This is a genomic window from Nocardia sp. A7 (assembly GCF_046549215.1).
Classification (GTDB): domain Bacteria; phylum Actinomycetota; class Actinomycetes; order Mycobacteriales; family Mycobacteriaceae; genus Nocardia.
This window is the reverse complement of sequence record NZ_JAJPWE010000007.1, coordinates 157,098-182,061: the sequence shown is the minus strand read 5'-3', so window position 1 is coordinate 182,061 and position 24,964 is coordinate 157,098. Positions and strand designations below refer to the sequence as shown.

Below are 24,964 nucleotides of genomic sequence, written 5' to 3'. Positions count from 1 at the left end.
AAACAATTGCTTTGTGGGGGCAGATTCTGTGGGGTCGATGGTGCCGAACGTCCGTGTCGCATCGCCGGTTGTGTCCGATGCGGCGGCACCTGACACCGTCACACGACGGCAGGATCTGGACGGGCTGCGCGGAATAGCCATCGCGCTCGTGGTGGCGTTCCACGTGTGGGCGGGCCGCGTATCCGGCGGTGTCGACATTTTTCTGGTGCTGTCAGGGTTCTTCTTCACCGGTGCCGTGGTGCGTGGGGTGGAGCGGCGTGGTGACGTTTCGGTGGGGGAGACCGTGCGTCGGACCGCGCGCAGATTGATGCCGTCGCTGGTGGTGGTGTCAGGGACGGTTCTGCTCGCCACGGTCGTGTTGCGGCCGTACACCCAACTGGGCGAGGCTTCCGCGCAGACCTTGGCCTCGATGTTCTACGGCCAGAACTGGTACCTGGCGATCGCCGAGCTCGACTATCTCTCGCCCGACCCGTCGGTGAGCCCGTTGCAGCACCTGTGGTCGATGTCGGTGCAGGGGCAGTTCTACCTGGCGATCCTCGCGCTCCTGGCGGGGTGGGCCTGGTTGCGCAGGCGCGGTTCGGCCGGGCGTCCCATCCTGGTGATCGTGCTGGCCGGGCTCGGGTTGCTGTCGTTCTGGTACGCGGCGTCGGGCACCGCGCAGCACCAGGCGTGGACCTATTACGACAGCGTCGCGCGCGGCTGGGAGTTGCTGGCCGGTGCGATTCTGGCCGTGGCGGCACCCTGGTTGCGGATACCGAACCGGCTGCGTGGGCTCGTTGCCGCGATCGGGCTGGTCATGGTGCTGTCCTGCGGGCCGCTGTTCGACGGGGCGAGTCAGTTCCCCGGCGTCGCGGCGCTGTGGCCGGTGGCGGCCGCCTGCCTGGTGATCGCGTCGGGGTTCGGTGGCATCGCGCGGGCGTGGCCGAATCGACTGCTGGCCGGCCGGGTCTGTACCGAACTCGGCACGGTGGCCTACCCGCTGTATCTGTGGCACTGGCCGATCCTCATCTTCTATCTCGGCGAGACCGGGCGGGCGAATGCCGGGGTCGTCGACGGGCTGGTGGTGATCGTTGCCTCGCTGGTCCTGGCCTACGCGACGACCCGCCTGATCGAGACGCCGCTGCGGATGCCGCCGCGCGGCGAGCCGATCGAACCCCGCAAGCCGACCGGCGCTCTGGTCACCGCGATGTCGGTCGCGGTGTTGATCGCCTCGGTGGGTTGGCAGGTGGTGCTGGTGGCGAACCCGGCCGTGCCACCGCGCGAATTGGACGCCCAGCGCTACCCGGGTGCCAAGGCGCTGCTCTCCGGCGCCGAATACTCGCCGGAACCCATGCGCCCCACTGTCTTCGAAGGACAGGCCGACACTCCGTCGCCGACCACCGACGGCTGCATCACGCCCGACCGGGAGGTCCGCGTCTGCACCTACGGCGACCCCACCGCCGATCGCTCGATCGCGTTGGTCGGTGGCTCCCACTCCGAGCACTGGTTGCCCGCGCTGGAGGTGCTCGGCGTCGAACACGGGTTCCGGGTGATCTCCTTTCTCAAGGAGGGGTGCCCGGTCGTCCTCGCCGACGAGCCGTCCTACGCCGAGTGGCCGTTCCCCGAATGCCATGAGTGGTCCGTCGAGGTGCTCGATCGGCTGTCCGCCGAACCACCGAACTGGGTGCTCACCCTGTCCACCCGCTACCGCATGGACGGTCTCGGCGACGAGGTGCCCGCCGAATACCTCGAGGTGTGGACGGCCATGCAGGATCGCGGGTTCAATGTGCTCGCGCTGCGTGACACGCCACGATTGCGCCGCGACGGCGTCCTCTACCGGGCCACCGATTGCCTGGCCTACCGCGGCGATCCCGACAGCTGCGGGCTCGACCGTGCCGAGGTTCTCGACCCGCACGATCCCGCTCAGGAACCGGCGGCCGGGTACCCGAACATCCACCCGATCGACCTCTCCGACGCGGTCTGCCGACCGCAGCGTTGCCGGGTGGTCGAGGGCAATGTGCTCATCTATCGCGACGAGCACCACCTGACCGCCAGTTATGCCCGCTCACTCGCCCCCGAACTCGGCCGTCAGATCGGGGCGATCACGGGGTGGTGGTAGCGGAGCGAACTGCTCACCGCTGCAACAACAACCCCACCGGTACCACAGATCCGGCTACTCTCGGACCCGTGCGCATCCCACGGAAGGTATCGGTCCTGCTCGTCGCGCTCGCTGCGTTTCCCGTCGCCTGCTCGTCCGGTCCGGACCAACCCGAAACTGTCGCCGAGTCCTTCGCCGCCGCGCTGACCAGTGGAGACGCCTCCGCCGCCGCGGCATTGACCGACGCACCCGAGCGAGCGCGCCCGGTCCTGACCGCGCTGTTCGACAACCTCGGCAAGAACGACATGGTCCGGGTGTCGTCCACCGACGGGAACTCGTTCACGCTGGAATCCACCTGGAAGTTCGGCCCCGACGGTCGCAACGCGTGGACCTACACGAGCGCCGGAACCACCACCGGCGAGGACGAGTGGAAGATCGCCTGGCAGCCGACCACGGTCGCGCCCGGCCTCGACCTCGGACCGCTCAGCTACAGCCCGGTCCCCGCCGCACCGGCCCGCGTTCTCGACGCCACCGGCGGTGACCTGATGACCCAGCAGGTGGTGACGCTGGTGAACGTCGCACCCGACGCGGACCTGGCCGCCACCGCGGCGCTGCTCGCGCCGCAGGGCATCACCGAGGCGGGCTTGCGGGCGGATCTCGCTGCGGCGCAGGGCAAACCGATCGCCGCCGTCGCGCTGCGCGATGCCGACATCGCGCCGGTGCAGCAGGCGTTGACCGGCGTGCGCGGGGTGACACTCGCGCCACAGACCCGGCTGCTCACCGTCGACAAGACCCTCGCCGGACCCGCCATCGGCGGCCTGGCCGAGATCTGGCAGGAACAGGCCGACACCGCCGCGGGCTGGGCGATTCGCGCGCAGACCGCCGAGGGCACCCAGCGCATCGCCGGACCCGACGCGAAACCCACCGCAAACATCGCCAGCACTCTCGACATCGACCTACAGCGCGCCGCCGAGGACGCACTCACCCCGATCGCCACCGCGGCCGCCATCGTCGCGCTGCGCCCCTCGACCGGGGAGGTGCTGGCCGTGGCCCAGAACGCCCCCGCCGACGCGCAGGGCCCGATCGCGCTGACCGGGCTCTACCCGCCGGGCTCCACGTTCAAGACCGTCACGGTCTCGGCGGCACTGCAAGCGGGCGGCCTCACGTCCGACACCGTGCTGCCGTGCCCCGGCCGTGCCACCATCGAGGGCCGCACGATTCCCAATGACAACGGCTTCGACCTGGGTATGGTGCCTCTGCACACCGCGTTCGCACGCTCGTGCAACACCACGATGGCCGAGTTGGGAGTGAAATTGCCTGCCGACGGACTGACCGCGGCCGCCCAACAGTTAGGTCTCGGGGTGGACTATGTGACACCCGGCTTGACGACTGTCACAGGGAAGGTTCCACCCGCCGAGAATCCGGCGCAACGGGTCGAATCGAGCATCGGACAGGGCACGGTGACCGCCTCGCCGTTCGGCATGGCGCTCGTCGCCGCTTCTCTCGCACACGGTTCCGCGCCCGCGCCGAGCATCATCCGCGGGCGTCCCGGCACCCCGGATCGGGCGCCTGCACCGGTGCCCGCGGCGGTGACGTCGCAGATAGAGACCATGATGGGGGAGACGGTGAGTGCGGGTACGGCCACGGCGCTGCGCGATGTCCCCGGTCTGCTCGGCAAGACCGGTACCGCCGAGTACCTCGACGACACCCACGCCCACGGCTGGTTCGTCGGCATCGACGGTGATGTGGCCTTCGCGGTGTTCGTCGCGGACGCGGGCAGCTCCGGACCGGCGGTCGAGGCAGCGGGACGGATGCTACGTGTGACACCATGAGTCGTCTTTCCCCCCGCAGGCGCGCAATCCCCCCGCTGCCGCACGCGGTCATCACCCAGCCAGCTACACTCGTCGGCGGACCATATCCATGGTCAATACGCGGGATGTCACAATTTCGAGAAGGTTCGGAGTAGGCGCCATCGATACCGGTCAGAAGATCGCGGAGCATTACCGCCTGGTCGAGCGTATTGGTAGCGGCGGCACAGGCGTTGTATGGCGTGCTGTCGACGAACGCCTCCAACGCTCCGTGGCTGTGAAGCAGATCCACATCAAACCCAGCTTGCCCGAGGGCGAGCGGGATGTGTTGCGCCAGCGCGCGATTCGGGAAGCCCGCAACGCGGCACGCTTCCAGCATCCCAATGCCATCGTGGTATTCGACATCACCGAGCACAACGGTGATCCGTGCCTGGTGATGGAGTACCTCAAGTCGGTCAGCCTCGCCGGGGAGCTGGGTCAGAAGGGCCCGCTGCCGCTGCTCGAGGTCGCCCGCATCGGTGAGAAGGTCGCCTCCTCGCTGATCGCCGCCCACCAGGCGGGCTTGGTGCACCGCGACGTGAAACCGGGCAATATCCTGCTCGGCGACCACGGTGAGGTGAAAATCACCGACTTCGGCATCTCCCGTGCGGCAGGCGATGTGACGCTCACCGAGACCGGGCTGATCTGCGGTACCGCCGCCTACCTGGCACCCGAGGTGGCGCGCGGCTCCGATCCGACCCCGGCCGCCGACGTATTCGCCCTCGGCGCAACGCTTTTCCACGCGCTGGAAGGCGAACCGCCCTACGGCGCCAACTCCAACCCCCTCGCCGTGCTCTACGCCGCCGCCAACGGACAGGTGCGCGAACCCCACAACGCGGGCCCGGCCACCGATTTCCTGCTCGACCTGCTCAGCCCGGACCCCCTCGACCGCCCGACGATGACCGAGGCGCGCGACGCGCTGGCCTCGTTCGCCGAGGATCAGAACGCGGGCTCGGCCGGATTCGTCCCCGCCAGTGAGGCTTTCAATCGCCGCAACTCCGCGGTGACCACCCAGGTGATCCGGCAGTCCGGCCGCCGGGCTTCGCATGCGGGCGCATCCAATTCGACGACGCGACAGATCCGCTCGAACCCGCGTCCGCAGCCGCGGCAGGACACCGCCGCGCACCCGCGCACCCAAGCCCAGCCCATGCCCGCACCGCGCAAGCGGGCAGGCAAGGGGCGGGCTGTGCTGATCGGGTCCGGTGTCGGTGCGGTTGTCGCGGCGGTCGCCGTCGCGATCAGCGCGCTGAACAGCTCCGACTCCGATTCGCAGGTGGTGCAGGCGGGTCCGCAGACCTCGGTGCAGGCCCCGGCCGCGCCCAAGCCGAGCGCGACGGCTCCGCAGCTCGGGCAGGCCACCAACGTCGGCACCGTCGACATCGGCTCGGCCGGTCTGCTGGTCGAGGACTTCTTCAGCAACCCGTCCGGTTCGTGGTCGCTGCTCACTCCCGCCGCACAGCAGGTGTACGGCAGTGAGTCCGCGTTCCGCGAATACTGGGACAGCCGCACCGTCGAGGCCTTCGCCAGTATCACCGCGGTGGGCGGCAACAATGCCGACGGCTCCACGAATATGCGCCTGGCCAGCATCACCATCAACGGGTCGACCAAGGCGATGACGATGCGGGTAGTGAACTCGGGCGGCACTCTGCGCATCGACGGCGACACTCGACACTAGGGAGCGCACCGCCTGATCGCCGCCTCGCGCGCCGATCAGGCGGTGCTCGTCCGAGCGCCGAAACCATCGAGCACGTAATGTGATGTGGGCCACTTCATGACCGCGACCTTATCTGAATCCGGTATCAACTTCAATATTGATCGCCGCGCCGCCCCAGCTAAGGAAACGAGAAGGTCTCCATGACGAAAACCCAGCAGGTACGGCTCGCCCAGCGGCCGTCCGGATTTCCTGACGCCGACACCTGGAACCTGACGACCGAGGAGCTGCCTGCGCTGTCCACCGGACAGATTCTGGTGAAAGTCGACTTCATCTCGCTGGACCCGGCGATGCGCGGCTGGCTCAACGACGTGCGCTCCTACGTGCCGCCGGTCGGGCTCGGTGAGGTGATGCGCTCACTGGATATCGCGACGGTGGTCGAATCGACGCACCCGGACTTCGCTGTCGGCGACACGGTGAGCGGGATCTTCGGCGTCACCGAGTACGCGATCAGCGACGGCAAGGGCGTCGAGCAGGTCGACCTGAGCGTCGCACCCGGACCCACGTGGCTCGGCGCGCTCGGAATGCCCGGCATGACAGCGTATTTCGGACTGCTCGAGGTGGGCAAGCTACAACCCGGCGAGACCGTGGTGGTGTCGGCCGCGGCAGGCGCCGTCGGCAGCGTGGTCGGCCAGATCGCGAAGGCCAAGGGCGCGAACGTCATCGGGATCGCGGGCGGGCCCCAGAAGTGCCGATTGCTCACCGAGGAACTCGGTTTCGACGCCGCCATCGACTATCGCAACGATGACGTCCTGCGGCGGATGCGTGAGCTTGCCCCGAAGGGAATCGACATCTACTTCGACAACGTGGGCGGCGAGATCCTCGATGCCGCGCTCGCCAATCTCCGTCGCGGGGCCCGCGTGGTGCTGTGCGGGGCGATCTCGGCGTACAACGACGAGAAGCTGCAGCCGGGGCCGTCGCGCTACATGTCGCTACTGGTCTTCCGCGCCACCATGACCGGATTCGTGGTCTTCGACTACGCCGATCGCTACGGCGAGGCGATCGCGCAGATCGGTCAGTGGCTGGCCGAGGGGACGTTGAAGAGTCGCGAACACGTCGTCGACGGTGGTGTCGCACGGTTCGGCGAAACCTTGAATCTGCTGTTCACCGGCGGCAATACCGGAAAGCTGGTGCTCGCGCTCTGAGATCGCAGCCGTAGGCGGACTCGGCTTCAGCTGGTGGACACACTGTTTCGTCGGCCGGGCCCCTGGTCCGGTTGGTTGCCGCCGGTCACCAGGGCCACGGCCAGTCCGGCGTTGAACGTGCCCAGTTCCTCCGGGGTATCGGGGCCGCTGAGTCGATACCACCGCACCGGGTCGATGGCGAGGGCGATGATGCCGCGCACCACCCGGGTGACATCGACGGGGATGAAGGCGCCACGGTCGATGCCGTGCGACACCAGGTTTCGGTACAGGGTGGTGGTGCGGCGGCGGATGACGCGAACCTCCGCGAGGTGATCGGCGGTGAGGTTCGCCATCTCGTATTGGGCGACGCGTGCGGCCACGTGGTGGCGCGCGTTGCAGGTGACGTGTTCGGCCACCACGCTGCGCAGGTGCTCGACGGGGTCGCCCGGGTCCGGAATCAGCAGGGCCTTATGGGCTTTGTCATGCGCGACGCGGGTGATCTCGAACAGCATGTGCTCCTTGGTCGGGAAGTGCACATACAGCGCGGCCGGGCTGAGGCCCGCGCCCGCGCTGATGTCGCGAGTGGTGGTGCCCTGGAAGCCTTTCGCGGCAAAGCAGCGAGTAGCGGAGCTGAGCAGATTCCGGGCGACCTCGCTGTAGTCGTCTGTCCACAGTTCGGGTGAGAAATCCTGCAGCCGTGGATCGTCGAACTGCCAGTCGTGGAATTCGCCGGGTTGCCGCCTGGTCATGACCGCTCCGATCTGTGCTCGCCCGCCCGTGTGGCCGTGATGGGGACCGTGCGGCAAAACCACCGCTGTCCGAGTTCACCCCTTGACATTCCTACCTTAGCTAGCAACTATGCATTGAGTCACATCTGACTGAGCGCTTAGTTGGCTGGTCGAGGGTTCTAAAAGGTTGAGCCCGAGTCAGTCTGGCGCCAGTAGTAAGAGGGAAGTGCTATGAGTCTTGCGGTATCGGAGATATCTGACCCGCCGTCGGCCGTGCTCGCCATGAGCGGGATCTCGATCTCGTTCGGCGGGCTGGTGGCGCTGTCGGATGTTTCGCTGGACATCGCGCCGGGACAGGTGCTCGGCGTGATCGGCCCGAACGGGGCGGGCAAGACGACCCTGTTCAATGTCGCGTGTGGGTTCGTCCGCCCCGACCACGGGGCGCTGCGGTGGCAGGGCGCCGAACTGACCGGACTGCGGCCGCATCAGCTGGCCGGGCTCGGCATCGCCCGAACTCTGCAGGGGCTCGGGCTGTTCGATCACATGACCGTCCTCGACAATGTCGTGATCGGCGCGGACCGGCACGCCGGTGCCGGCTTCCTTGCGGGGCTGTTCGCGGTCGGCTCGCGAGACGAGCGCGCGCTGCGTGAGCGTGCCATGGGCGTGTTGGCCGAACTCGGCATCGCCGATGTGGCCCATCGACTTCCGAGCAGCCTGCCCTATCCCGTCCGCAAACGCGTCGCGCTGGCGCGGGCGCTGGCCTGCGAACCACAGCTGCTTCTGCTCGACGAACCGGCCAGCGGGCTGTCCAACGCGGAGATGGACGAGCTCGGTGAACTCATCGGTCAGCTCGCGCAACGGATGTCGGTCATGCTCGTCGAACACCACATGGACCTCGTGATGAGCGTCTGCGACCGCATCGCGGTGCTGAACTTCGGCAAGCTCATCGCCTGCGGAACGCCCGCGCAGGTGCGGGAGGATCCCGCGGTGATCACCGCGTATCTCGGTGAGGAAGTTCACCGTTCGACCTCGGCCGACACTCGGGAACGGTGAGTGGCGATGCTCGAGATCCAGAACCTCAGCGTCACCTACGGCGCGGTACGCGCACTGCACGACGTCACGATCACCGTGCCGCACGGACAGGTCACGGCGGTGCTCGGCGCCAACGGTGCGGGCAAGACCACGCTCCTGCGGACGATTTCGGGTCTGGTCCGCGCGGAGCGCGGCACCGTGTCGCTCGACGGCCGCGACCTGACCCGCACCCCGGCCGAGAACATGTCCGCGCTCGGCCTGTCCCATGTGCCCGAAGGGCGCGGGGTGATCACGGAATTGACCGTGGCGGAGAATCTTCGGCTCGGTGCGCTCGGTCGACGCGACAAGTCACGGACGGTCGATCTCGACCGGGTGTACACCCTGTTCCCGATGCTCGCCGAGCGTCGCGACCAGACCGCGGGCGCCATCTCGGGTGGGCAGCGGCAGATGCTGGTGATCGGCCGTGCGCTGATGGCCGACCCCACCATGCTGCTGCTCGACGAACCGTCGCTCGGCCTCGCCCCACGCGTGGTCGCCGAGATCTTCGATCTCCTGCGCGGTCTGGTGGAAACAGAGGGGCTCACGATCCTGCTGGTGGAGCAGAACGCTCGCAGCGCATTGTCCATCGCCGACCAGGGCGTTGTGCTCAACCTGGGGAAAGTCGTCGTCTGCGACTCCGCCGCGACCCTCGCCGGCGACGACCAACTCCGCCACGCGTATCTCGGTTTCTGAGAAGCACTTTCGGTTAGGACCTCTCGTGCAGCAATTGGTGAACATCACGCTCACCGGCATCAGTTCGGGCGCGATCTACGCGGCTTTCGCACTGGCTCTGGTACTCATCTGGCGATCCACCCGGATCGTGAACTTCGCGCAGGCGCCGATGGCGATGGTGACTGTGTATGTCGCGCTCGTGATCATCGACGCCGGATACTCCTACTGGATAGGGTTTTTCGCGGCCCTGGCCTGTGGCTTCCTGCTCGGTGCGGTGACCGAACGAGTCGTCATCCGGCCGGTGGAGGGCAAGCCCGATATCAACGCGGTCATCGTCACGCTCGGCTTGTTCATCGTGATCCACGCGATCGCGGCCATCGTCTTCGGCACTCGGTACCGCTCCTTTCCCGCGCCGTTCGGGTTGCGCGGGTTCCAGATCGGCGACTTCAACATCGCGCTCACCGGTTTCGGTGTCTTCACGATCGTGTCGGTGCTGATCGTGATGGTGCTGATGGCCGCGTTGTTCCGGTTCACCGATGTCGGACTGAAGATGCGGGCCGCGGCGTTCAGCCCGGAGGTCGCGCGGCTGCTCGGGGTGAAGGTCAACCGGATGCTCACGTTGGGCTGGGCGTTGGCCGCGCTGGCGGGCACCCTGTCCGGACTCCTCATCGCCGGCGGGAGTTTGGTGTATCCGGCGTTCATGGACTCGGTGGTGGTGTTCGGTTTCGTCGCCGCGGTGATCGGCGGGCTGGAGAGCCCGCTCGGCGCGGTCGTCGGCGGCCTACTGCTGGGGTTGGGATTGAGCTTCGTCAGCGGCTATGTGGGTTCGGAACTGGTACCGCTGGCCTCGCTGGTCATCTTGCTGGTGGTGCTGCTGGCGCGCCCCGGCGGTCTGTTCTCGCGGACCGCGACCAGGAAGGTCTGAATCATGTTGCGCACCTTGAGGACATCTGTGCTGCTGCGGCATCTGACGCTGGCGCTGCTCGGCATCGTCGCGATCGTCGTCGTGGTGGAATCGGCGAGCGACTACGGGTCTGTGCAGTTGGCGTCGATGGCCTACCTGGCCATCGCCGCGGGCGGGCTGACGATGCTGACCGGTCTCAACGGGCAATTGTCGCTGGGGCACGGCGCGTTCCTGGCGATCGGCGCCTACACCACCGCGGTCGTGCTCCAGAAAGCCTCGGACACACCGATTCTCGTAGTGCTGGTGGTCGCGACCGTGGTGACGACGGTGATCGGCGGGGTGGTCGGGGTGGCGGCAGCTCGGCTGCACGGTCCCTATGTAGCGGGAGCCACGTTGGCTCTGGCCATCGGGGTACCGGGGTTGGCCATCTACTTCGACGAATTCCTCGGCGGCGAACAGGGTTTGAACGTGCGCGCCCCTGATGTTCCGGACTGGCTCGGCGACCTGGCGTTCTTTCTGACCGGCAACGAGATGTCGGTGAGCAAGTACATGGCCTACCTCGGCTGGTTCTGTCTGGTCGTGGTGTTCGTGCTGCTGGCGAACCTGTCGGCGGGCCGGGTCGGGCGGCGCTGGCGGGCGGTGCGCGACGATGAGGTCGCCGCGTCGCTGGCCGGAATCAATTTGGGCCGCACCAGGATCCAGAGTTTCGTCGTCAGCACCGCGTGCGCGGGGCTGGCGGGCGCGATCATGGCGCTGTCGGTGCGGATCACCGCGCCGAGCGGGTTTCCGCTCACGCTCTCGCTGCTGCTGCTCAGCGCGATCGTGCTGGGCGGGCTCGGCAGCCTCGTCGGCGCGCTGATCGGCGCGGCGCTGCTCACCTACCTGCCGCCCGCCGTCACCGACCTCGGCTCGAGCGCCGGGTTGACCGACATCCAGGCAGCTGAGCTGACCCCGCTCATCTACGGGCTCACCACCATCGCGGTCATCCTGCTGGCGCCGACCGGTCTCGTCGGCATCGTCGGCGCACTGCTGAGAAGGCGATCGCAGCCTCGCGATGACCAAGCCCAGATCCGTAACGATCAACCCGGTTCGAAGGAGATTCGGCAGTGATGAAGACATGGATGAAACGGGTGGCCTTGACCACCTGTGCCTGCGCGACGGCAACGTCGCTGGTGGCTTGCGGTGCGGGTGCGGAACGAGCCGGTGACGGCGGTGCCGAATCCAGCGTCGGCGTCACCGACACCAGCATCAAGATCGGCGGTCATTTCCCGCTCACCGGCGTCGCGGCGCCCGGCTACAGCGAGATCCCCGTCGGCCACCAGGCGTACTACGACTACGTCAACAAACAGGGTGGCGTGAACGGGCGTGCGATCGAGTTCCTCGCCCGCGACGACGCCTACAACCCGACCAACACCAGCCGCGTGGTCAACGAATTGGTGCTCAAGGACCAGGTCTTCGCGATCGTCGGCGGGCTCGGCACCCCCACCCACAGCGCGGTGGTCGACTTCCTCAACAGCGAGAAGGTACCCGACCTGTTCGTGTCCTCCGGGTCGCTGGCCTGGGGTGATGCGGTGGACAAGAAGCCGTTCACCTTCGGTTGGCAGCCCGATTACGAGGTCGAGGGCAAGATCATCGGCGACTGGATCAAGAAGAACAAGCCGAACGCGAAGGTCGGCTTGTTCCTGCAGGCCGATGACCTCGGCGCCGACGGCGAGAAGGGCATCAATCAGTACATCAAGAACCAGGTCGTCCAGGCCGTTCGCTACACCCCCGGCAACACCGACATCGGCCCCCAGATCGCCGCGTTGCAGGCCGCCGGAGCGGATCTGGTGGTGGGCTTCAACGTCCCCTCCTACACGGCGTTGAGCCAGCTCGGCTCGCTCAAGCTCAACTACAAACCGTCCTGGTTCTACAGCAATGTGGGCTCCGACCCGGGGCTGGTCGGCTCGCTGCTCGCCCGCTTCTCCGAAGGAGCGGTCGGGGGTGCGGGCGGAATGCTCGACGGCGTGATGACCACCTCCTACGTGGCCGACCCCGACGCCGCGGGTGATCCGTGGACGGATCTGTGGCGCAAGGTGTGGAAGGAAAGTGGCCAGCAGGGTGAGCTCACCGGCTACCACGTCTACGGCATGGCACAGGCCTACACCTTCGTGCAGGCATTGCAGGCGGCCGGAACCAAACCGACCCGCGAGGGCATCGTGGCGGCGATCGAGAAGGTCGGCGCCGACTTCGACGGGCCGGGGCTGGCGCCGTTGCGGTTCTCGGAAGACAATCACCTGGGGATGTCAGGGGTGCGCGTGGCCCAGATCAAGGCCGGCGCGCTCGAGCCGCTCACTCCGGTGCTGGTGACCGGCGGCGGTGACACCCCGATCACCCAGGACAACTCCGGCGCGGACCAGGACAAACCGACCGCGAACGGGATCCCGGACGTTCCCGCGGCGAAGTAGGTAGCGATCGACAGCGGACCCGGTGATCGTGGCCGGGTCCGCTGTCTGTTCGCTACCGGGGACGAACCGACGCGGTCGGGGAGGATGTGCTGGAAAAGCGATGGCGGGCGACCATTAGGCTGGTAGCTGACCCGAGCCCAGCACAGAACAGGACCGTACCCCGATATGACTTCCCGCATCGAGCTCGCCCGCGTCGATCTGCGCGGTCGTACTCCTTCCACTGCCGAGCTGCGCACCGCGCTGCCGCGTGGCGGAGTCGACGTGGACTCGGTGCTGCATCATGTGCGGCCGGTCGTCGAGGATATTCGCGATCGGGGTGCGGCGGCGGCGCTGGATTACAGCGAGAAGTTCGACGGCGTGCGCCCCGCGGTGGTGCGGGTGCCTGGCGCCGAGCTGGCCAGAGCCCTCGCTGAGCTGGATCCGGCCGTGCGCGCCGCACTCGAGGTGGCGATCGAGCGGACCAGGAAGGTGCACGCCGATCAGCGGCGCACCGACACGGTGACCGAGGTCGTGCCCGGTGGCACCGTCACCGAGAAGTGGCTGCCGGTGGAGCGGGTCGGGCTGTATGTGCCCGGTGGCAACGCTGTGTACCCCTCCTCGGTGGTGATGAATGTGGTCCCGGCGCAAACCGCGGGGGTCGAGTCGCTGGTGGTGGCCTCGCCGCCGCAGGCGCAGTTCGGTGGACTACCGCACCCGACGATCATGGCGGCCGCCGCGCTGCTCGGCGTTGACGAGGTGTGGGCTGTCGGTGGCGCGCAGGCGGTGGCATTGCTGTCGTACGGCGGTGTCGATACCGATGGTGGAGCGCTCGAGCCTGTCGATCTCATCACCGGGCCGGGCAATATCTACGTCACCGCGGCCAAGCGGCTGTGCCGTGGGCTGGTCGGCATCGACGCCGAGGCAGGCCCCACCGAGATCGCCGTGCTGGCGGACGCCACCGCCGATCCGGTGCACGTGGCCGCCGATCTGATCAGTCAGGCCGAGCACGATGTGCTCGCCGCGAGTGTGCTGGTCACTGACTCTCCCGCACTGGCGGATGCGGTCGAGGCCGCGGTGAATGCGCAACTGGCTGTGGTCAAGCACCACGATCGGGTGCGAGAAGCGTTGCGCGGCAAGCAGTCCGGGATCGTGCTCGTCGACGACATCGCACAGGGTCTGCGGGTTGTCGACGCCTATGCCGCCGAGCACCTCGAGATCCAGACCGTCGACGCCGCCGCTGTCGCCGCGCGAGTGCGCAGTGCGGGTGCGATTTTCGTGGGGCCGTGGGCACCGGTCAGCCTGGGCGACTACTGCGCCGGCTCGAACCACGTGCTGCCGACCGCGGGCTGTGCGCGGCACTCCTCGGGGCTGAGCGTGCAGACGTTCCTGCGTGGCATCCACATCGTGGAGTACACCGAAGCGGCGTTGAAGGATGTCGCGGGACACGTTGTGGCTCTTGCCGATGCCGAGGATCTGCCCGCGCACGGTCAGGCTGTGCAGGCGCGTTTCGAGGCGCTGTCGTGAGCACTCCCACCGTGCCCGGCGCTTCGGCGACCCTGGACCAACTACCGCTGCGTGACAATCTACGGGGCAAGTCTGCTTATGGCGCACCGCAATTGACGGTGCCGGTGCAGCTCAATACCAACGAGAACCCGCACCCACCGAGCAGGGCACTGATCGACGATGTCGCCGAAGCGGTGCGGGCCGCCGCCGCGGACCTGCATCGGTACCCGGATCGGGATGCCGTCGCCCTGCGGCACGACCTGGCCGAGTATCTGACGCGCCAGACCGGTGTCGCTGTCGACACGGCGAATGTGTGGGCGGCCAACGGCTCCAACGAGATTCTGCAGCAGCTGTTGCAGGCGTTCGGCGGACCGGGCCGCAGCGCACTGGGTTTCGTGCCCTCGTACTCGATGCACCCGATCATCTCGGAGGGCATCGACACCGAGTGGGTCGAGGCCGAGCGCAGCGGCGACTTCTCGCTCGATATCGACTACGCGGTGGCGCAGATCGTCGAACGCGGGCCCGATGTGGTGTTCGTGACCAGCCCCAACAACCCGACCGGGCACAGCATCGCGATCGACGAGCTCGAGCGGATTCTCGTCGCCGCGCCCGGCATCGTCGTGGTGGACGAGGCGTACGGCGAGTTCTCGGCGGCACCGAGTGCGATCACATTGATCGACCGGTTCCCGACCAAGCTCGTGGTCACCCGCACCATGAGCAAGGCGTTCGCGTTCGCGGGCGGGCGCCTGGGTTACCTGGCCGCCTCGCCCGCGGTGATCGAGGCGATCCTGCTGGTGCGCCTGCCGTATCACCTGTCGGTGGTCACCCAGGCCGCCGCGCGCGCGGCTCTGCGGCACGCTGACGAAACTCTCGGCAGCGTCGCCGAACTGGCGGCCCAGCGTGATCGGGTCGCGGCCGCACTGGCCTCGCTCGGTTTCGACGTGATCCCCAGCGACGCCAACTTCGTGCTGTTCGGCCGGTTCCCCGATGCGGGCGCCGCGTGGCAGCACTACCTCGACGCGGGCGTGCTGATCCGCGATGTCGGCATCCCCGGTTACCTGCGCGCCACCATCGGCCTCGCGCTGGAGAACGACGAATTCCTGCGCGTGAGCCGCGATATCGCAGGCACCGACCTTACTCACTGAATCCACCTGTGGAGGAACACATCATGAGCAGAACAGCGCGGGTGGAACGCGTCACCAAAGAATCGAGCATCCTCGTCGAATTGAACCTCGACGGCACCGGGCAGACCGAGATCTCCACCGGTGTGCCGTTCTACGACCACATGCTGACCGCGCTGGGTGCGCACGCCGGGTTCGACCTGGTCGTGCGGGCCGAGGGCGACATCGAGATCGAAGCGCACCACACGGTCGAGGACACCGCGATCGTGCTGGGCCAGGCGCTCGGGCAGGCGCTGGGCGACAAGAAGGGCATCCGCCGCTTCGGCGACGCGTTCATCCCGATGGACGAGACCCTCGCGCACGCCGCCGTCGACGTGTCCGGCCGGCCGTACTGTGTGTTCACCGGCGAGCCGGAACACCTGGTGCACACCATCATTCCGAGCGCGGGTCCCGGCGCTTCCTACTCGACCGTGCTGAACAAGCACGTCTTCGAGTCGATCGCGCAGAACGCCCGCATCGCGCTGCACGTGCGGGTGCTCTACGGCCGCGACCAGCACCACATCACCGAGGCCGAATTCAAGGCTGTCGCACGGGCTCTGCGCGCCGCCGTCGAAATCGACCCCCGGGTCAGTGGTGTGCCGTCCACGAAGGGCGTGCTGTGAAAACCGTGGTGCTGCTGGACTACGGCTCCGGCAATCTGCACTCCGCCGAGCGTGCGCTGGTGCGTGCCGGTGCGCAGGTGGAAGTCACGGCCGACCCCACCGCCGCCTTGGCCGCCGACGGCCTCGTCGTCCCCGGTGTCGGCGCGTACGCGGCCTGCATGGCCGGGCTGCTCGCGGTGCGCGGTGACCGGATGATCGGCCAGCGTCTCGCCGGCGGACGTCCCGTGCTCGGCATCTGCGTCGGAATGCAGGTCATGTTCGACCGCGGGGTGGAGTTCGGGGTGGAGACCGACGGGTGTGGTGAGTGGCCGGGCACGGTCGCCGGTCTGGACGCCCCTGTCCTCCCGCACATGGGCTGGAACACGGTGAAAGCCCCCGCCGACAGCACCCTGTTCGCCGGCATGGACGCCGACACCCGCTTCTACTTCGTTCACTCCTACGCCGCCCAGCAGTGGGAACTGCCCGACAACGAGCACATCGCGCCCGCGAAGCTCACCTGGGCCGAACACGGCGTGCCGTTTCTGGCCGCCGTCGAGAACGGACCGCTCTCGGCCACCCAGTTCCACCCGGAGAAGTCCGGCGACGCGGGTGCGCAGTTGTTGCGCAACTGGATCGGGTCGCTGTAGTCCGTCGGCGACAATCGGCGCGATGGCGTGATCAGGCGCGGTCTCGTTCCTGTTCCGGGACCGGCGCGACCGATAGGAACTCACGGACCGGTGTCGCACAGCGGGTCGCGTCGTCGAACCAAGGACCGTGCCCGCCGGGGACGACGACCAGGTGCGCGCCGGGGATCTTCGCCACGGATGGTCGTGCCCGGTCGGGTGAGCTGAAGACGTCGTCTTCGCCCCAGACGAACAGCGTCGGGGTGTCGATGCGGGCGAGTTCGTCGTCGGTGAGGACGTTTTCGGGGCGCGGGATCCGGCCCTCGATCAGCCGACACAGGAGAGCTCGGTAGGACGCGGCTTGCCCTGGTAGGCGCAGTGGTAGGCGGTGCAGGTCGAGCATGTCGTCCGACAGCGCGCGTGCCGCCCTGGCGCCGATTGCCTCGGTGAGTGCGAAACGCGCGATGAACCGAGGGGACGGCAGTCGCATCATGATCTCGTCGAGTCGTCCACGGATCGGAGAGGTCAGGGAATCGAACTCCGCGATGGTACGGGATCCGGGCAAGGCGGTGGCGGGGGTGGCGACGATCGCCGCTCGCGATACACGGTCGGGTGCGTCGAGCATCGTCCAGAGGGTGAACAGGCCGCCAAGGGAGCTGCCGACGAACGCGGCCTGCTCGATGTTCAGTGCGTCGAGAGTTCCGGTGACCACGTCGACCGCCAGTTCGCGGACTGTGCGGCCTTGCCAGGTGTAGGGCGGGGCGAGGCTGTGGCCGGGCAGGTCGATCAGGATGTGGCGGAAGTCGGGCAGCCCGGCGATCAGCGGTGCCATGCCCATGGCGGGCGCTGAGATGCCGTTGATGTGGATCAACGGCTCGCCCTCGCCGGCTGTCAGGACACGAACCGTTGGTTCGCCCAGCGTCAGCATGTGTTCGGTGATCGTCAGTCCGTAGGCGGCGGCGACGCGTTGTTCGGCCGCGGATCCGCCGCTCGAGTCCCTGGAAATTGCTCATGTGACAACTGTCGGCGGCGAGTCCGGTCGGCGTCTTGGACAAATGTTCGGCGTCAGGTCGCCGCGAGCGCGCCGGGGGTGACACCGGCGAAGGCCGACATGTCGCGGTGCAGGTGGGATTGATCCGAATAGCCGCATGCCACAGCGACTTCGGCGGCGGATCGGCCCGCCGACAGCAGATCGAACGCGCACCGGAATCGGACCACCATCGCGGCTCGCTTGGGGGTGACACCGACCTGCGCGGTGAACCTCGACCACACGCGTTGACGACTCCACCCGGTCAGTTCGGCCAGCTCCCTGACCCGCACGGCGCCCTTGTCCGTGACGATCCGTTGCCAGCACGCGGCGACCTCGGGATCGGCCGTCCTGGTCGTTTCCCGCGTGGCGAGAAACTTCGCCGTCGCCGCGAATCTCTCTGTCCATGTTGTTGTTTCGGACAATTGCTCGCGCAGCAGCGGTACAGCCGAACCCCAGATATCACCCGGCCCGGCCAACTTGCCGTCCAGGTCGGCAGGCGCGACACCGAGCAAGCGGTAGGCGATGATCGGCGACAGGCGCAACTCGACGCATTCGACGCGCTCCGCGCGGACATGACGAATGCCGGGAACGAGCCCGGCGACCAGCCCGTCGACGGAGGCTTGGTCGGGGCCTGCCACGGTCAGCGGACTGTCCCCGAACTGGATCACCACAGTGACCTCCGGCCGAGCGAAAATGCGCAGATCGCAGCCCATGGACCCACGATCGCGAAACCCGTCGATGTGGACGCCCGCCATCGCCGTCGACCGCGCCAGGTCCCAGCCGACATCGAGCTCGCGTTCGGACATGATCGGCCGCACACCATCGAGACTACGTCGGCCTGGCAACGATCGGTCAGGGTCAGTGGTTGTCGAAGTGGGCTCGGTCGGCGGCCTCGGTGCCCGCGGTCCAGCCTTCGGCGCTGCGGATGGTGATGCCGCGGGAGCGGGCGGTGGGGAAGTAGGTGTCGAAGGCCTTGTCCACTCGTTGTCGGTGGGAGGCGAGGGCGGGGAGTAGGTGGGTGGGGTCGGGGGAGTCGGCGATGGTTGCTTCGGCGGCCCTGGTGAGGAGTTCGCCGATTCTGGTGGCATAGGCGGTGAGGAACGCTTTGCGGTAGTGGCGGGAGCGGGCTTCCTCGGTGGTGGCGTTGTCGATCATGGTGCGGGTGGCTTGGACGAGCAGGGAGGTGGACAGGATTTCCACGGCGTCGAGGTCGGTGTCGTCGCCGACAACCGTGACGAAACCCCAGTCGGCTACGAAGATCGCACGGGAGCGGTTGGCTCGGGTGACCATGTCGATGAGCAGGGCTTTGGCGTCGGTGTAGGGGGTTTCGAGCCAGATGCGGCGGGCGGCCGGGAGATCGGGGTCGCTGCCTCGGGTGTCGAGCAGGGCACGGTCGATCGCGTATTTGGTCATGAGTTCCTGCGCCTTGGCGGAAAGGGTTTCCGCCTCCTCGGCGAAGGAAGTGGACTCGGCTTTGGCCAGGAGACCGCGGACTCGGCCGAGGGTCTTCTCGTCGACGTGGTGGTGGGTGGTTCGGCGGCGGGTGCCGGGGAGTGGGGCGATCCGCTCGAGTTGTGGGAGTTGGATCAGCAGAGCCAGCGCGCCGATGGCTGTGGTGAGGGCCTCTTCGGCGGTGAGAAGCGCACGGTCGGCCCACTGTTCGAGGTGGGGGCGCTCGGATGTCCACCACACCGTGGCATCGAGCTCGTCCAGTTGCGATTGCCAGATCTCGTCGACGGATTCGGCGGGGAAACCGGCGCGGTATTCGGCCATCAGGTCGGTGAGATAGGCGATCGCGAACTCGTCCACCCGCCTGCGGGCCGCCTCGTGGATGTCGGTCGGCAACCAGCCGAACTCGAAGGCGCGAGCGATGATTCGCTGTCCGGCCGACCGAATTCCGGGAGCCAGCTCCGTGCCGGCCACCTGTTCGACGAACCGCTCGATCGCGTTCTTGTCGCCTCGGGCGGCGAGGAAGGCGACGGTCGCGATCGCGTCGGCGACCTGTGTCAGGTCACCCGAGCGGGCGGCGTCGACCGGAAGCTCGGGTGCGGCTGCCGGTTTACGACCGGTGCGATGTCGACGATTCTGCTTGGCCAAGAGGGTCCTGTTCGTGGAAGTCGCGGCCGTCCATTGTCCCGCATCGTCCTGGCGCAGCATGCCGCCGCGTCGCGGGTCGTTCGATCGCCGCTGACCACGCGGCGTAGTCGTTTCCGGCCCAACAAAAATCCGACTGCGGGTGGATTCGGCGCACCGCGGGCCCACATAAGGTGGCGGTATGAGCTATCGGGGGATGTTGATCGAGGAACGGGCCGAACTGGTCGCACTGCTGCGGGGACTGAGCGAGCAGGAGTGGGAGACGCCGTCGCTGTGCGCGGGGTGGCGGGTGCGCGATGTCGTCGCGCATCTGCTGCAGGACACACTGAGCCCGCTGCGTTATGCGGGAGTGGTGGTGAAGAGCCTCGGTTCGGTGAATCGAACCAATAACGCGATCGCGCAATCGTTCTCGGCGTTACCGACCGCGCAGTTGGTGGACAAGCTCGACAACGAGTCGGGTCGACTGTCCAAGCTCTCACCCCGGCTGATGCTGTCCGACCTGGTGGTCCACCACCAGGACATCCGCCGCCCGCTCGGCCGCCCCCGCACCATCCCCGCCGATCGCCTCACCGCGGTGCTGTCCTACCCGGACCCCTTCGCCTTCCCCGGCAGATACACCAAGGGCCTGCGCTTCGCGGCCACCGACGTCGCATGGTCCTCGGGCACCGGCCCGGAGATCCGCGGCCCAGGCGAGGCCATCGCCCTGGCCGTGGTCGGCCGCACCGTCGCCCTCGACGACCTCACCGGCGACGGCCTCCCCGAACTCCGTCGCCGCCTGTCCTGACTCCTCTCGACGAGATCGCGCGGAAGTGCCAAGCGCGGCCTGTTCGATTCCGCCGCCGTCGCCGCGTGCGCGAGTCGACCGCGGCCGACCGGCTGGGCGTGATCCCGCGCCGACGGGGCGGCACGGCGCAGCGGCGGACCGTTGCGGAGACACCGGGACAGACCTACTAGTCTGGTCACGTGAGTCTTGTGCTGTTGCCCGCTGTCGATGTCGCCAATGGTGAGGCCGTGCGCCTTGTGCAAGGGGAGGCCGGTAGCGAAACGAGTTATGGGTCGCCGCGGGACGCGGCGTTGGCGTGGCAGCAGGCGGGGGCCGAGTGGGTGCATCTGGTGGATCTGGACGCTGCCTTCGGTAAGGGGAGCAACCGGGAACTGATCGCTCGGGTAGTCGGTGAGCTCGATGTCAAGGTCGAGCTGTCCGGCGGTATCCGCGACGACGATTCGCTGAAGGCGGCGCTGGCCACCGGATGCGCGCGAGTCAACATCGGTACGGCGGCGATCGAGGATCCGCAGTGGTGCGCGCGCGTACTCGGTGAGTACGGGGACCGGATCGCGGTCGGGCTCGACGTCAAGCAGATCGACGGGCAGTGGCGGCTGCGTGGGCGCGGTTGGGTGACCGACGGTGGCGACCTGTGGGAGGTGCTCGAACGACTCGAGCGCGACGGTTGTGCCCGCTACGTCGTCACCGACGTCTCCAAGGACGGCACGCTGACCGGCCCGAACCTCGAACTGCTGAGTGAGGTCGCCAATGCCGCCGAGGCGCCGGTGATCGCGTCCGGTGGAATCTCGGTGCTCGACGATCTCGTCGCCATCGCGGGCCTGACCGACGACGGTGTGGAGGGCGCGATCATCGGCAAGGCGCTGTACGCGGGCCGGTTCACCCTGCCCGAAGCTCTGGCCGCGGTGCGCTGACCCCGCTGATGAACGCCGCGCCGAGCACCGCCGAACTGACCGATCTGCTGACCGTCGCCACCCAGATTCTGGACGCGGTGGTGCCGCGTTTCGTCGAAGGACTCGGCGCGCCGAGCGCAGTGACCAAGGGCCGCAACGACTTCGCCACCGAACTCGATCTCGAGCTGGAGCGCACCATCTCCGCCGAGCTAGAGCAGCGCACCGGGATCGCGGTGCACGGCGAGGAATTCGGCGGGCCCGCGCTCACCTCCGGCACGGCCTGGGTGCTCGACCCGATCGACGGCACCTTCAACTACTCCTCCGGCCACCCCATGTCGGGCACCCTGCTGGCGCTGGTGCACGAGGGCGAACCGGTGATCGGGCTGACCTGGCTGCCCATGCTCGGGCGCCGCTACGCCGCGGTGACCGGTGGGCCGGTGTACCTCGACGGCGTGGCGTTGCCGCCGTTGGAACCGGCCAAGCTCTCCGACTCGATGATCGGGTTCGGTGCCTTCAACCTCGACTCGGCGGGCCGCATCCCCGGACAGTTCCGATTCGACCTGCTCGGGGCGTTGAGCCGGCTCTCCTCGCGGATGCGCATGCACGGCGCGACCGGTATCGACCTGGCTTTCACCGCCTCCGGTGCGCTCGGCGGTGCGGTCGTGTTCGGACATCATCCGTGGGACAACGCGGCCGGAGTCGCGCTGGTGCGGGCCGCGGGTGGCGTGGTCACCGACCTGGCCGGTGCGCCGTGGACGATCACCTCCGGTTCGGTGCTCGCCGCCGCGCCGGGCGTGCACCGAGAACTGCTGGAAATGATCTGCACCGTCAGCGAAGAAGAACGAGGGTGAACCCCATGACACCGCGCACCGACAGCACCGCGCCGAGCACCTTGGCGGTCCGGGTGATCCCGTGCCTGGACGTCGACGCGGGCCGCGTGGTCAAGGGCGTCAACTTCCAGAACCTGCGCGACGCGGGCGACCCGGTGGAACTGGCCGCGACCTACGACGCCCAGGGTGCCGACGAACTGACCTTCCTCGACGTCACCGCCTCGACCGGCGACCGAGGCACCATGCTCGACGTGGTGACCCGCACCGCCGAACAGATCTTCATCCCGCTCACTGTCGGTGGCGGTGTGCGCACGGTCGACGACGTCGACCGGCTGCTGCGCGCGGGTGCGGACAAGGTGTCGGTGAACACCGCCGCCATCGCCCGCCCCGAAGTGCTGTTCGAGATGTCGCAGCGATTCGGCGCCCAGTGCATCGTGCTCTCGGTCGACGCGCGCACCGTGCCCGACGGTCAGCCCGACACCCCCTCCGGCTGGGAGGTCACCACCCACGGCGGCAAGCGCGGCACCGGCATCGACGCCGTCGAATGGGCCATCCGCGGCGCCGAACTGGGTGTGGGCGAGATCCTGCTGAACTCGATGGACGCCGACGGCACCAAGGCCGGTTTCGACCTGCCGATGATCACCGCGGTCCGCGCCGCGGTGCGCGTACCGGTGATCGCCAGCGGCGGTGCGGGCGCGATCGAACACTTCCCGCCCGCCGTCCACGCCGGCGCCGACGCGGTACTGGCCGCGAGCGTCTTCCACTTCGGCGACCTCACCATCGGGCAGGTCAAGGACGCGATGCGAGCGGACGGCATCACCGTCCGCTGACCTCAGCTCGGCCCCGACCGCTCGGTGATCGGATGCGCGCGGCAATTGGGTGAGTGCGGCGTCACAGCCCCATCTCGGCGGCGATGATCGTGCGCAGGACATCGCTGGTGCCGCCGAGGATGCGGTCGATCCGGTGGTCGGCGTAGAGGCGGGCGATGGGGGAGTCCGCGAGATAGCCGACGCCGCCGTGTAATTGGAGGCAGCGGTCGATCACTCGGCCCGCCGACTCGGTGCAGAACAGTTTGGCCGAGGCCGCGTCGGCGGGGGTCAGGTCGCCGCGGTCGTTGGTGGCGAGGGCACGGTCGACCACTGCCTCGATAGCGTCCACCTCGGCGCGGCAGGCGGCCAGTTCGAAAGCGGTGTTCTGGAAGCTCGCCGCCGAGTGGGTCGACGGGGTGTGGTCGGTGGTGAAGCGGTGCGCGAACCGAACCGCGGCTCTGGCCTGCGCGTGGGCGCTGACGGCGATGGCCAGGCGTTCCCGCGGCAACTGCGCGACGAGATGGGCGTCGGCGTGGTGCGGGTCGCCGAGCCGATCGGTCACCGGCACCCGGACATCGGTGAAGGTGAGTTCGGCTGTGCCGGACACCTTTCGGCCGAGCGTGGCGAGTGCGCGCCCGACCCGAAAGCCGGGCGCGGCGCTGTCGACGACCAGCAGCGACAGGCCGTGGGTCGGTTCCTCGGCGGTCGGGTGCGCGGTCCGCGCGCAGACGATCACCCGGTCGGCGTGGACACCGCCGCTGACGAAGGTCTTCGAACCGTTGAGCAGATATTCGGTGCCGTCCAGCGACAACGGCGCGGTGGTGCGCATGTCAGAGGGTTCGGTGCCGGTGCCCGGTTCGGCGACCGCCAGCGCGAACATCGTTTCGCCGGTGGCGAATCCGGGCAGCCAGCGCTGCCGTTGTTCGGCGGTCGCCAGGTTGTTGATCAGCGGCAGGCAGCGCGACAGATGCGCGCTCGCGCCGCCGAAAGACACAGCGGCGCGGGCGATCTCCTCGGCGAGCACCGCCCGGTACCGGAACGAGTCGAGTCCCGAGCCGCCGTACTCGGCCGGCACCTCCATGCCGAGAATGCCGAGTTCGCCCAGCCGGTAATAGAATTCGCGCGGCACCAGCCCGTTGTCGTACCACTTGCTGAAACTCGGCACGACCTCGGCCTCGATGAACCCGCGCATCGTCGCCCGGAAGGCGCGGTGCTCGGCATCGAAAACGGTTCTGCGCATGGATGATTCCTTACCGGCCGGAAAAGGCCACGAGCCGGCCCGCCCGAGGAGTTGATCGGGCGGGCCGGCGAGACGGCGGTGCGAGACTACTTCGGCGGTGTGGGGACCGCGGGGTCCTTGCAGTAGGCACCGAGTTCGGCCGGGCACGGCGCGAGGATGGTCGAGAAGTACTGGTAGGCCGAGAACAGCGCGAGCGGACCACCGACGGTGACCAGGCCGATCATCGTGCCGACCGCACCGAGGGTGGCCGCGCCGAGCACGCAACCGGCCACGGTGGCGCCGACCCACGGCACCAGCAGCACGATCACCGGGCTGGCGATGGCCGCACCCGCGGCACCGCCGACCAGGCAACCGATGCCGCCGCCGACGACCGCGCCGACGATGGCGGCCACGGCGCCACCGACGCCGAGACGCTGGCTGAGCACGCCGAGCGCGGCCTGATCACGCGGGGTGAACGACTCCGCGATCTGCTGGGCCGCCACCTCCTGGGTGATCAGATTCGTCGCCGGGGCTACCGTGGTACCGCCCTCCTTGGACGGGGTCAGGGTCGCTTTGCCGCCGTCGATGGTGGCCGAGATCGGGAACACCTTGTCGTCCATGCGGTAGGTCAGCGGCAGCGCGGCGACCGGGGTGTCGGCGCCGGTGGTGAGCACCAGCTGGCCGTCGACGATCTGCAGTTTGCCGTCGGTGGACAACACCGCGGCGTCACCCTGCCTGCTGACCTCGTAGCGCACCTCGGTCTGGGCGGGCGCCGGCTCGGCATTGCCGATTCCGGTACCGACGCACAGGGCCAGTGCGGTCATGGCCGCCGTGGCCAGAGTGGTTGACATTCTCATGTG

Annotated in this window: 23 protein-coding genes; 17 read left to right on the top strand and 6 right to left on the bottom strand. The window is 68.1% G+C overall.

Features of this window, described 5'->3' with window-relative positions:
• Nucleotides 1-37: 37 nt before the first annotated feature.
• The 4 genes from ACLJPD_RS30840 to ACLJPD_RS30825 all read left to right on the top strand — a co-directional run bounded on the left by ACLJPD_RS30840 (nt 38) and on the right by ACLJPD_RS30825 (nt 6,780).
• Nucleotides 38-2,098, top strand: coding sequence for an acyltransferase family protein (locus tag ACLJPD_RS30840; protein ID WP_410876904.1), 2,061 nt, complete (start codon nt 38-40; stop codon nt 2,096-2,098).
• A 68-nt stretch (nt 2,099-2,166) separates the two neighbouring features.
• Nucleotides 2,167-3,909 (top strand): penicillin-binding transpeptidase domain-containing protein, encoded by a 1,743-nt coding sequence (locus ACLJPD_RS30835; RefSeq protein ID WP_410876820.1) that lies wholly within the window; start codon nt 2,167-2,169, stop codon nt 3,907-3,909.
• Nucleotides 3,910-3,997: 88 nt separating this feature from the next.
• The gene (locus ACLJPD_RS30830; RefSeq protein ID WP_410876819.1) at nt 3,998-5,599 is read left to right on the top strand and encodes a serine/threonine-protein kinase; all 1,602 of its coding nucleotides are present in this window, start codon (nt 3,998-4,000) and stop codon (nt 5,597-5,599) included.
• Between the two features lie 179 nt (nt 5,600-5,778).
• A complete protein-coding gene (locus tag ACLJPD_RS30825) occupies nt 5,779-6,780 on the top strand; it encodes an NADP-dependent oxidoreductase (RefSeq protein ID WP_410876817.1) in 1,002 nt (333 codons plus the stop codon).
• Nucleotides 6,781-6,806: 26 nt separating this feature from the next.
• On the opposite strand, the gene ACLJPD_RS30820 is transcribed toward ACLJPD_RS30825, so the two are convergent.
• Nucleotides 6,807-7,508 (bottom strand): TetR/AcrR family transcriptional regulator, encoded by a 702-nt coding sequence (locus ACLJPD_RS30820; RefSeq protein WP_410876815.1) that lies wholly within the window; start codon nt 7,506-7,508, stop codon nt 6,807-6,809.
• Nucleotides 7,509-7,718: 210 nt separating this feature from the next.
• Here ACLJPD_RS30820 and ACLJPD_RS30815 point away from each other — a divergent pair, with 210 nt between their 5' ends.
• The 9 genes from ACLJPD_RS30815 to hisH all read left to right on the top strand — a co-directional run bounded on the left by ACLJPD_RS30815 (nt 7,719) and on the right by hisH (nt 16,472).
• Nucleotides 7,719-8,540 carry an ABC transporter ATP-binding protein gene (locus ACLJPD_RS30815; RefSeq protein ID WP_410876813.1) on the top strand — a complete coding sequence of 274 codons (822 nt, stop codon included), beginning with the start codon at nt 7,719-7,721 and terminating at the stop codon, nt 8,538-8,540.
• A gap of 6 nt (nt 8,541-8,546) precedes the next feature.
• Nucleotides 8,547-9,251 (top strand): ABC transporter ATP-binding protein, encoded by a 705-nt coding sequence (locus ACLJPD_RS30810; RefSeq protein ID WP_410876812.1) that lies wholly within the window; start codon nt 8,547-8,549, stop codon nt 9,249-9,251.
• A gap of 25 nt (nt 9,252-9,276) precedes the next feature.
• The gene (locus ACLJPD_RS30805) at nt 9,277-10,155 is read left to right on the top strand and encodes a branched-chain amino acid ABC transporter permease (RefSeq protein WP_410876810.1); all 879 of its coding nucleotides are present in this window, start codon (nt 9,277-9,279) and stop codon (nt 10,153-10,155) included.
• A 3-nt stretch (nt 10,156-10,158) separates the two neighbouring features.
• The gene (locus ACLJPD_RS30800) at nt 10,159-11,244 is read left to right on the top strand and encodes a branched-chain amino acid ABC transporter permease (RefSeq protein ID WP_410876808.1); all 1,086 of its coding nucleotides are present in this window, start codon (nt 10,159-10,161) and stop codon (nt 11,242-11,244) included.
• Nucleotides 11,244-12,581, top strand: coding sequence for an ABC transporter substrate-binding protein (locus ACLJPD_RS30795; RefSeq protein WP_410876806.1), 1,338 nt, complete (start codon nt 11,244-11,246; stop codon nt 12,579-12,581). The genes ACLJPD_RS30800 and ACLJPD_RS30795 overlap by 1 nt, the downstream gene beginning before the upstream one ends.
• A 165-nt stretch (nt 12,582-12,746) precedes the next feature.
• Nucleotides 12,747-14,084 carry a histidinol dehydrogenase gene (hisD, locus tag ACLJPD_RS30790; protein ID WP_410876804.1) on the top strand — a complete coding sequence of 446 codons (1,338 nt, stop codon included), beginning with the start codon at nt 12,747-12,749 and terminating at the stop codon, nt 14,082-14,084.
• Nucleotides 14,081-15,208: a histidinol-phosphate transaminase gene (locus ACLJPD_RS30785; RefSeq protein ID WP_410876802.1), complete on the top strand. Its 1,128-nt coding sequence runs from the start codon at nt 14,081-14,083 to the stop codon at nt 15,206-15,208. The genes hisD and ACLJPD_RS30785 overlap by 4 nt, the downstream gene beginning before the upstream one ends.
• Before the next feature lie 23 nt (nt 15,209-15,231).
• Complete coding sequence (hisB, locus tag ACLJPD_RS30780; protein WP_056824871.1) at nt 15,232-15,846, top strand: imidazoleglycerol-phosphate dehydratase HisB; 615 nt, start codon at nt 15,232-15,234, stop codon at nt 15,844-15,846.
• Nucleotides 15,843-16,472 carry an imidazole glycerol phosphate synthase subunit HisH gene (gene hisH, locus ACLJPD_RS30775; protein WP_410876800.1) on the top strand — a complete coding sequence of 210 codons (630 nt, stop codon included), beginning with the start codon at nt 15,843-15,845 and terminating at the stop codon, nt 16,470-16,472. Before hisB ends, hisH begins: the two co-directional genes overlap by 4 nt.
• Before the next feature lie 31 nt (nt 16,473-16,503).
• Here hisH and ACLJPD_RS30770 read toward each other — a convergent pair whose 3' ends face one another.
• The 3 genes from ACLJPD_RS30770 to ACLJPD_RS30760 form a co-directional block, all read right to left on the bottom strand.
• On the bottom strand, nt 16,504-17,376 hold the full coding sequence (locus tag ACLJPD_RS30770) for an alpha/beta fold hydrolase (RefSeq protein WP_410876798.1): 873 nt from the start codon (nt 17,374-17,376) through the stop codon (nt 16,504-16,506).
• A gap of 137 nt (nt 17,377-17,513) precedes the next feature.
• The gene (locus tag ACLJPD_RS30765) at nt 17,514-18,284 is read right to left on the bottom strand and encodes a helix-turn-helix domain-containing protein (protein ID WP_410876796.1); all 771 of its coding nucleotides are present in this window, start codon (nt 18,282-18,284) and stop codon (nt 17,514-17,516) included.
• A gap of 52 nt (nt 18,285-18,336) precedes the next feature.
• Complete coding sequence (locus ACLJPD_RS30760) at nt 18,337-19,575, bottom strand: DUF2786 domain-containing protein (protein WP_410876794.1); 1,239 nt, start codon at nt 19,573-19,575, stop codon at nt 18,337-18,339.
• 178 nt (nt 19,576-19,753) lie between these two features.
• On the opposite strand from ACLJPD_RS30760, the gene ACLJPD_RS30755 reads away from it, so the two are divergent.
• The 4 genes from ACLJPD_RS30755 (at nt 19,754) to hisF (ending at nt 22,906) form a co-directional block, all read left to right on the top strand.
• A complete protein-coding gene (locus tag ACLJPD_RS30755) occupies nt 19,754-20,356 on the top strand; it encodes a maleylpyruvate isomerase family mycothiol-dependent enzyme (RefSeq protein ID WP_410876792.1) in 603 nt (200 codons plus the stop codon).
• A gap of 179 nt (nt 20,357-20,535) precedes the next feature.
• Nucleotides 20,536-21,267: a bifunctional 1-(5-phosphoribosyl)-5-((5-phosphoribosylamino)methylideneamino)imidazole-4-carboxamide isomerase/phosphoribosylanthranilate isomerase PriA gene (gene priA / locus ACLJPD_RS30750; RefSeq protein WP_410876790.1), complete on the top strand. Its 732-nt coding sequence runs from the start codon at nt 20,536-20,538 to the stop codon at nt 21,265-21,267.
• Nucleotides 21,268-21,275: 8 nt separating this feature from the next.
• Nucleotides 21,276-22,097: an inositol monophosphatase family protein gene (locus ACLJPD_RS30745; RefSeq protein ID WP_410876788.1), complete on the top strand. Its 822-nt coding sequence runs from the start codon at nt 21,276-21,278 to the stop codon at nt 22,095-22,097.
• Nucleotides 22,098-22,102: 5 nt separating this feature from the next.
• A complete protein-coding gene (gene hisF, locus ACLJPD_RS30740; RefSeq protein ID WP_410876786.1) occupies nt 22,103-22,906 on the top strand; it encodes an imidazole glycerol phosphate synthase subunit HisF in 804 nt (267 codons plus the stop codon).
• A gap of 61 nt (nt 22,907-22,967) precedes the next feature.
• Here hisF and ACLJPD_RS30735 read toward each other — a convergent pair whose 3' ends face one another.
• Nucleotides 22,968-24,125, bottom strand: coding sequence for an acyl-CoA dehydrogenase family protein (locus ACLJPD_RS30735; protein ID WP_410876785.1), 1,158 nt, complete (start codon nt 24,123-24,125; stop codon nt 22,968-22,970).
• Between the two features lie 86 nt (nt 24,126-24,211).
• Nucleotides 24,212-24,955: a hypothetical protein gene (locus ACLJPD_RS30730; RefSeq protein ID WP_410876783.1), complete on the bottom strand. Its 744-nt coding sequence runs from the start codon at nt 24,953-24,955 to the stop codon at nt 24,212-24,214.
• Nucleotides 24,956-24,964: the final 9 nt, after the last annotated feature.

Coding starts and splice junctions, on each gene's coding strand:
- ACLJPD_RS30800 (WP_410876808.1), top strand. CDS start 10,159: ATGTTGCGCACCTTGAGGACATCTGTGCTGCTGCGGCATCTGACGCTG.
- ACLJPD_RS30730 (WP_410876783.1), bottom strand. CDS start 24,955: ATGTCAACCACTCTGGCCACGGCGGCCATGACCGCACTGGCCCTGTGC.
- ACLJPD_RS30795 (WP_410876806.1), top strand. CDS start 11,244: ATGAAGACATGGATGAAACGGGTGGCCTTGACCACCTGTGCCTGCGCG.
- hisD (WP_410876804.1), top strand. CDS start 12,747: ATGACTTCCCGCATCGAGCTCGCCCGCGTCGATCTGCGCGGTCGTACT.
- ACLJPD_RS30820 (WP_410876815.1), bottom strand. CDS start 7,508: ATGACCAGGCGGCAACCCGGCGAATTCCACGACTGGCAGTTCGACGAT.
- hisB (WP_056824871.1), top strand. CDS start 15,232: ATGAGCAGAACAGCGCGGGTGGAACGCGTCACCAAAGAATCGAGCATC.
- ACLJPD_RS30735 (WP_410876785.1), bottom strand. CDS start 24,125: ATGCGCAGAACCGTTTTCGATGCCGAGCACCGCGCCTTCCGGGCGACG.
- ACLJPD_RS30815 (WP_410876813.1), top strand. CDS start 7,719: ATGAGTCTTGCGGTATCGGAGATATCTGACCCGCCGTCGGCCGTGCTC.
- ACLJPD_RS30765 (WP_410876796.1), bottom strand. CDS start 18,284: ATGTCCGAACGCGAGCTCGATGTCGGCTGGGACCTGGCGCGGTCGACG.
- ACLJPD_RS30770 (WP_410876798.1), bottom strand. CDS start 17,376: ATGCTGACGCTGGGCGAACCAACGGTTCGTGTCCTGACAGCCGGCGAG.
- ACLJPD_RS30825 (WP_410876817.1), top strand. CDS start 5,779: ATGACGAAAACCCAGCAGGTACGGCTCGCCCAGCGGCCGTCCGGATTT.
- ACLJPD_RS30810 (WP_410876812.1), top strand. CDS start 8,547: ATGCTCGAGATCCAGAACCTCAGCGTCACCTACGGCGCGGTACGCGCA.
- ACLJPD_RS30840 (WP_410876904.1), top strand. CDS start 38: ATGGTGCCGAACGTCCGTGTCGCATCGCCGGTTGTGTCCGATGCGGCG.
- ACLJPD_RS30830 (WP_410876819.1), top strand. CDS start 3,998: ATGGTCAATACGCGGGATGTCACAATTTCGAGAAGGTTCGGAGTAGGC.
- ACLJPD_RS30755 (WP_410876792.1), top strand. CDS start 19,754: ATGAGCTATCGGGGGATGTTGATCGAGGAACGGGCCGAACTGGTCGCA.
- hisF (WP_410876786.1), top strand. CDS start 22,103: ATGACACCGCGCACCGACAGCACCGCGCCGAGCACCTTGGCGGTCCGG.
- ACLJPD_RS30745 (WP_410876788.1), top strand. CDS start 21,276: ATGAACGCCGCGCCGAGCACCGCCGAACTGACCGATCTGCTGACCGTC.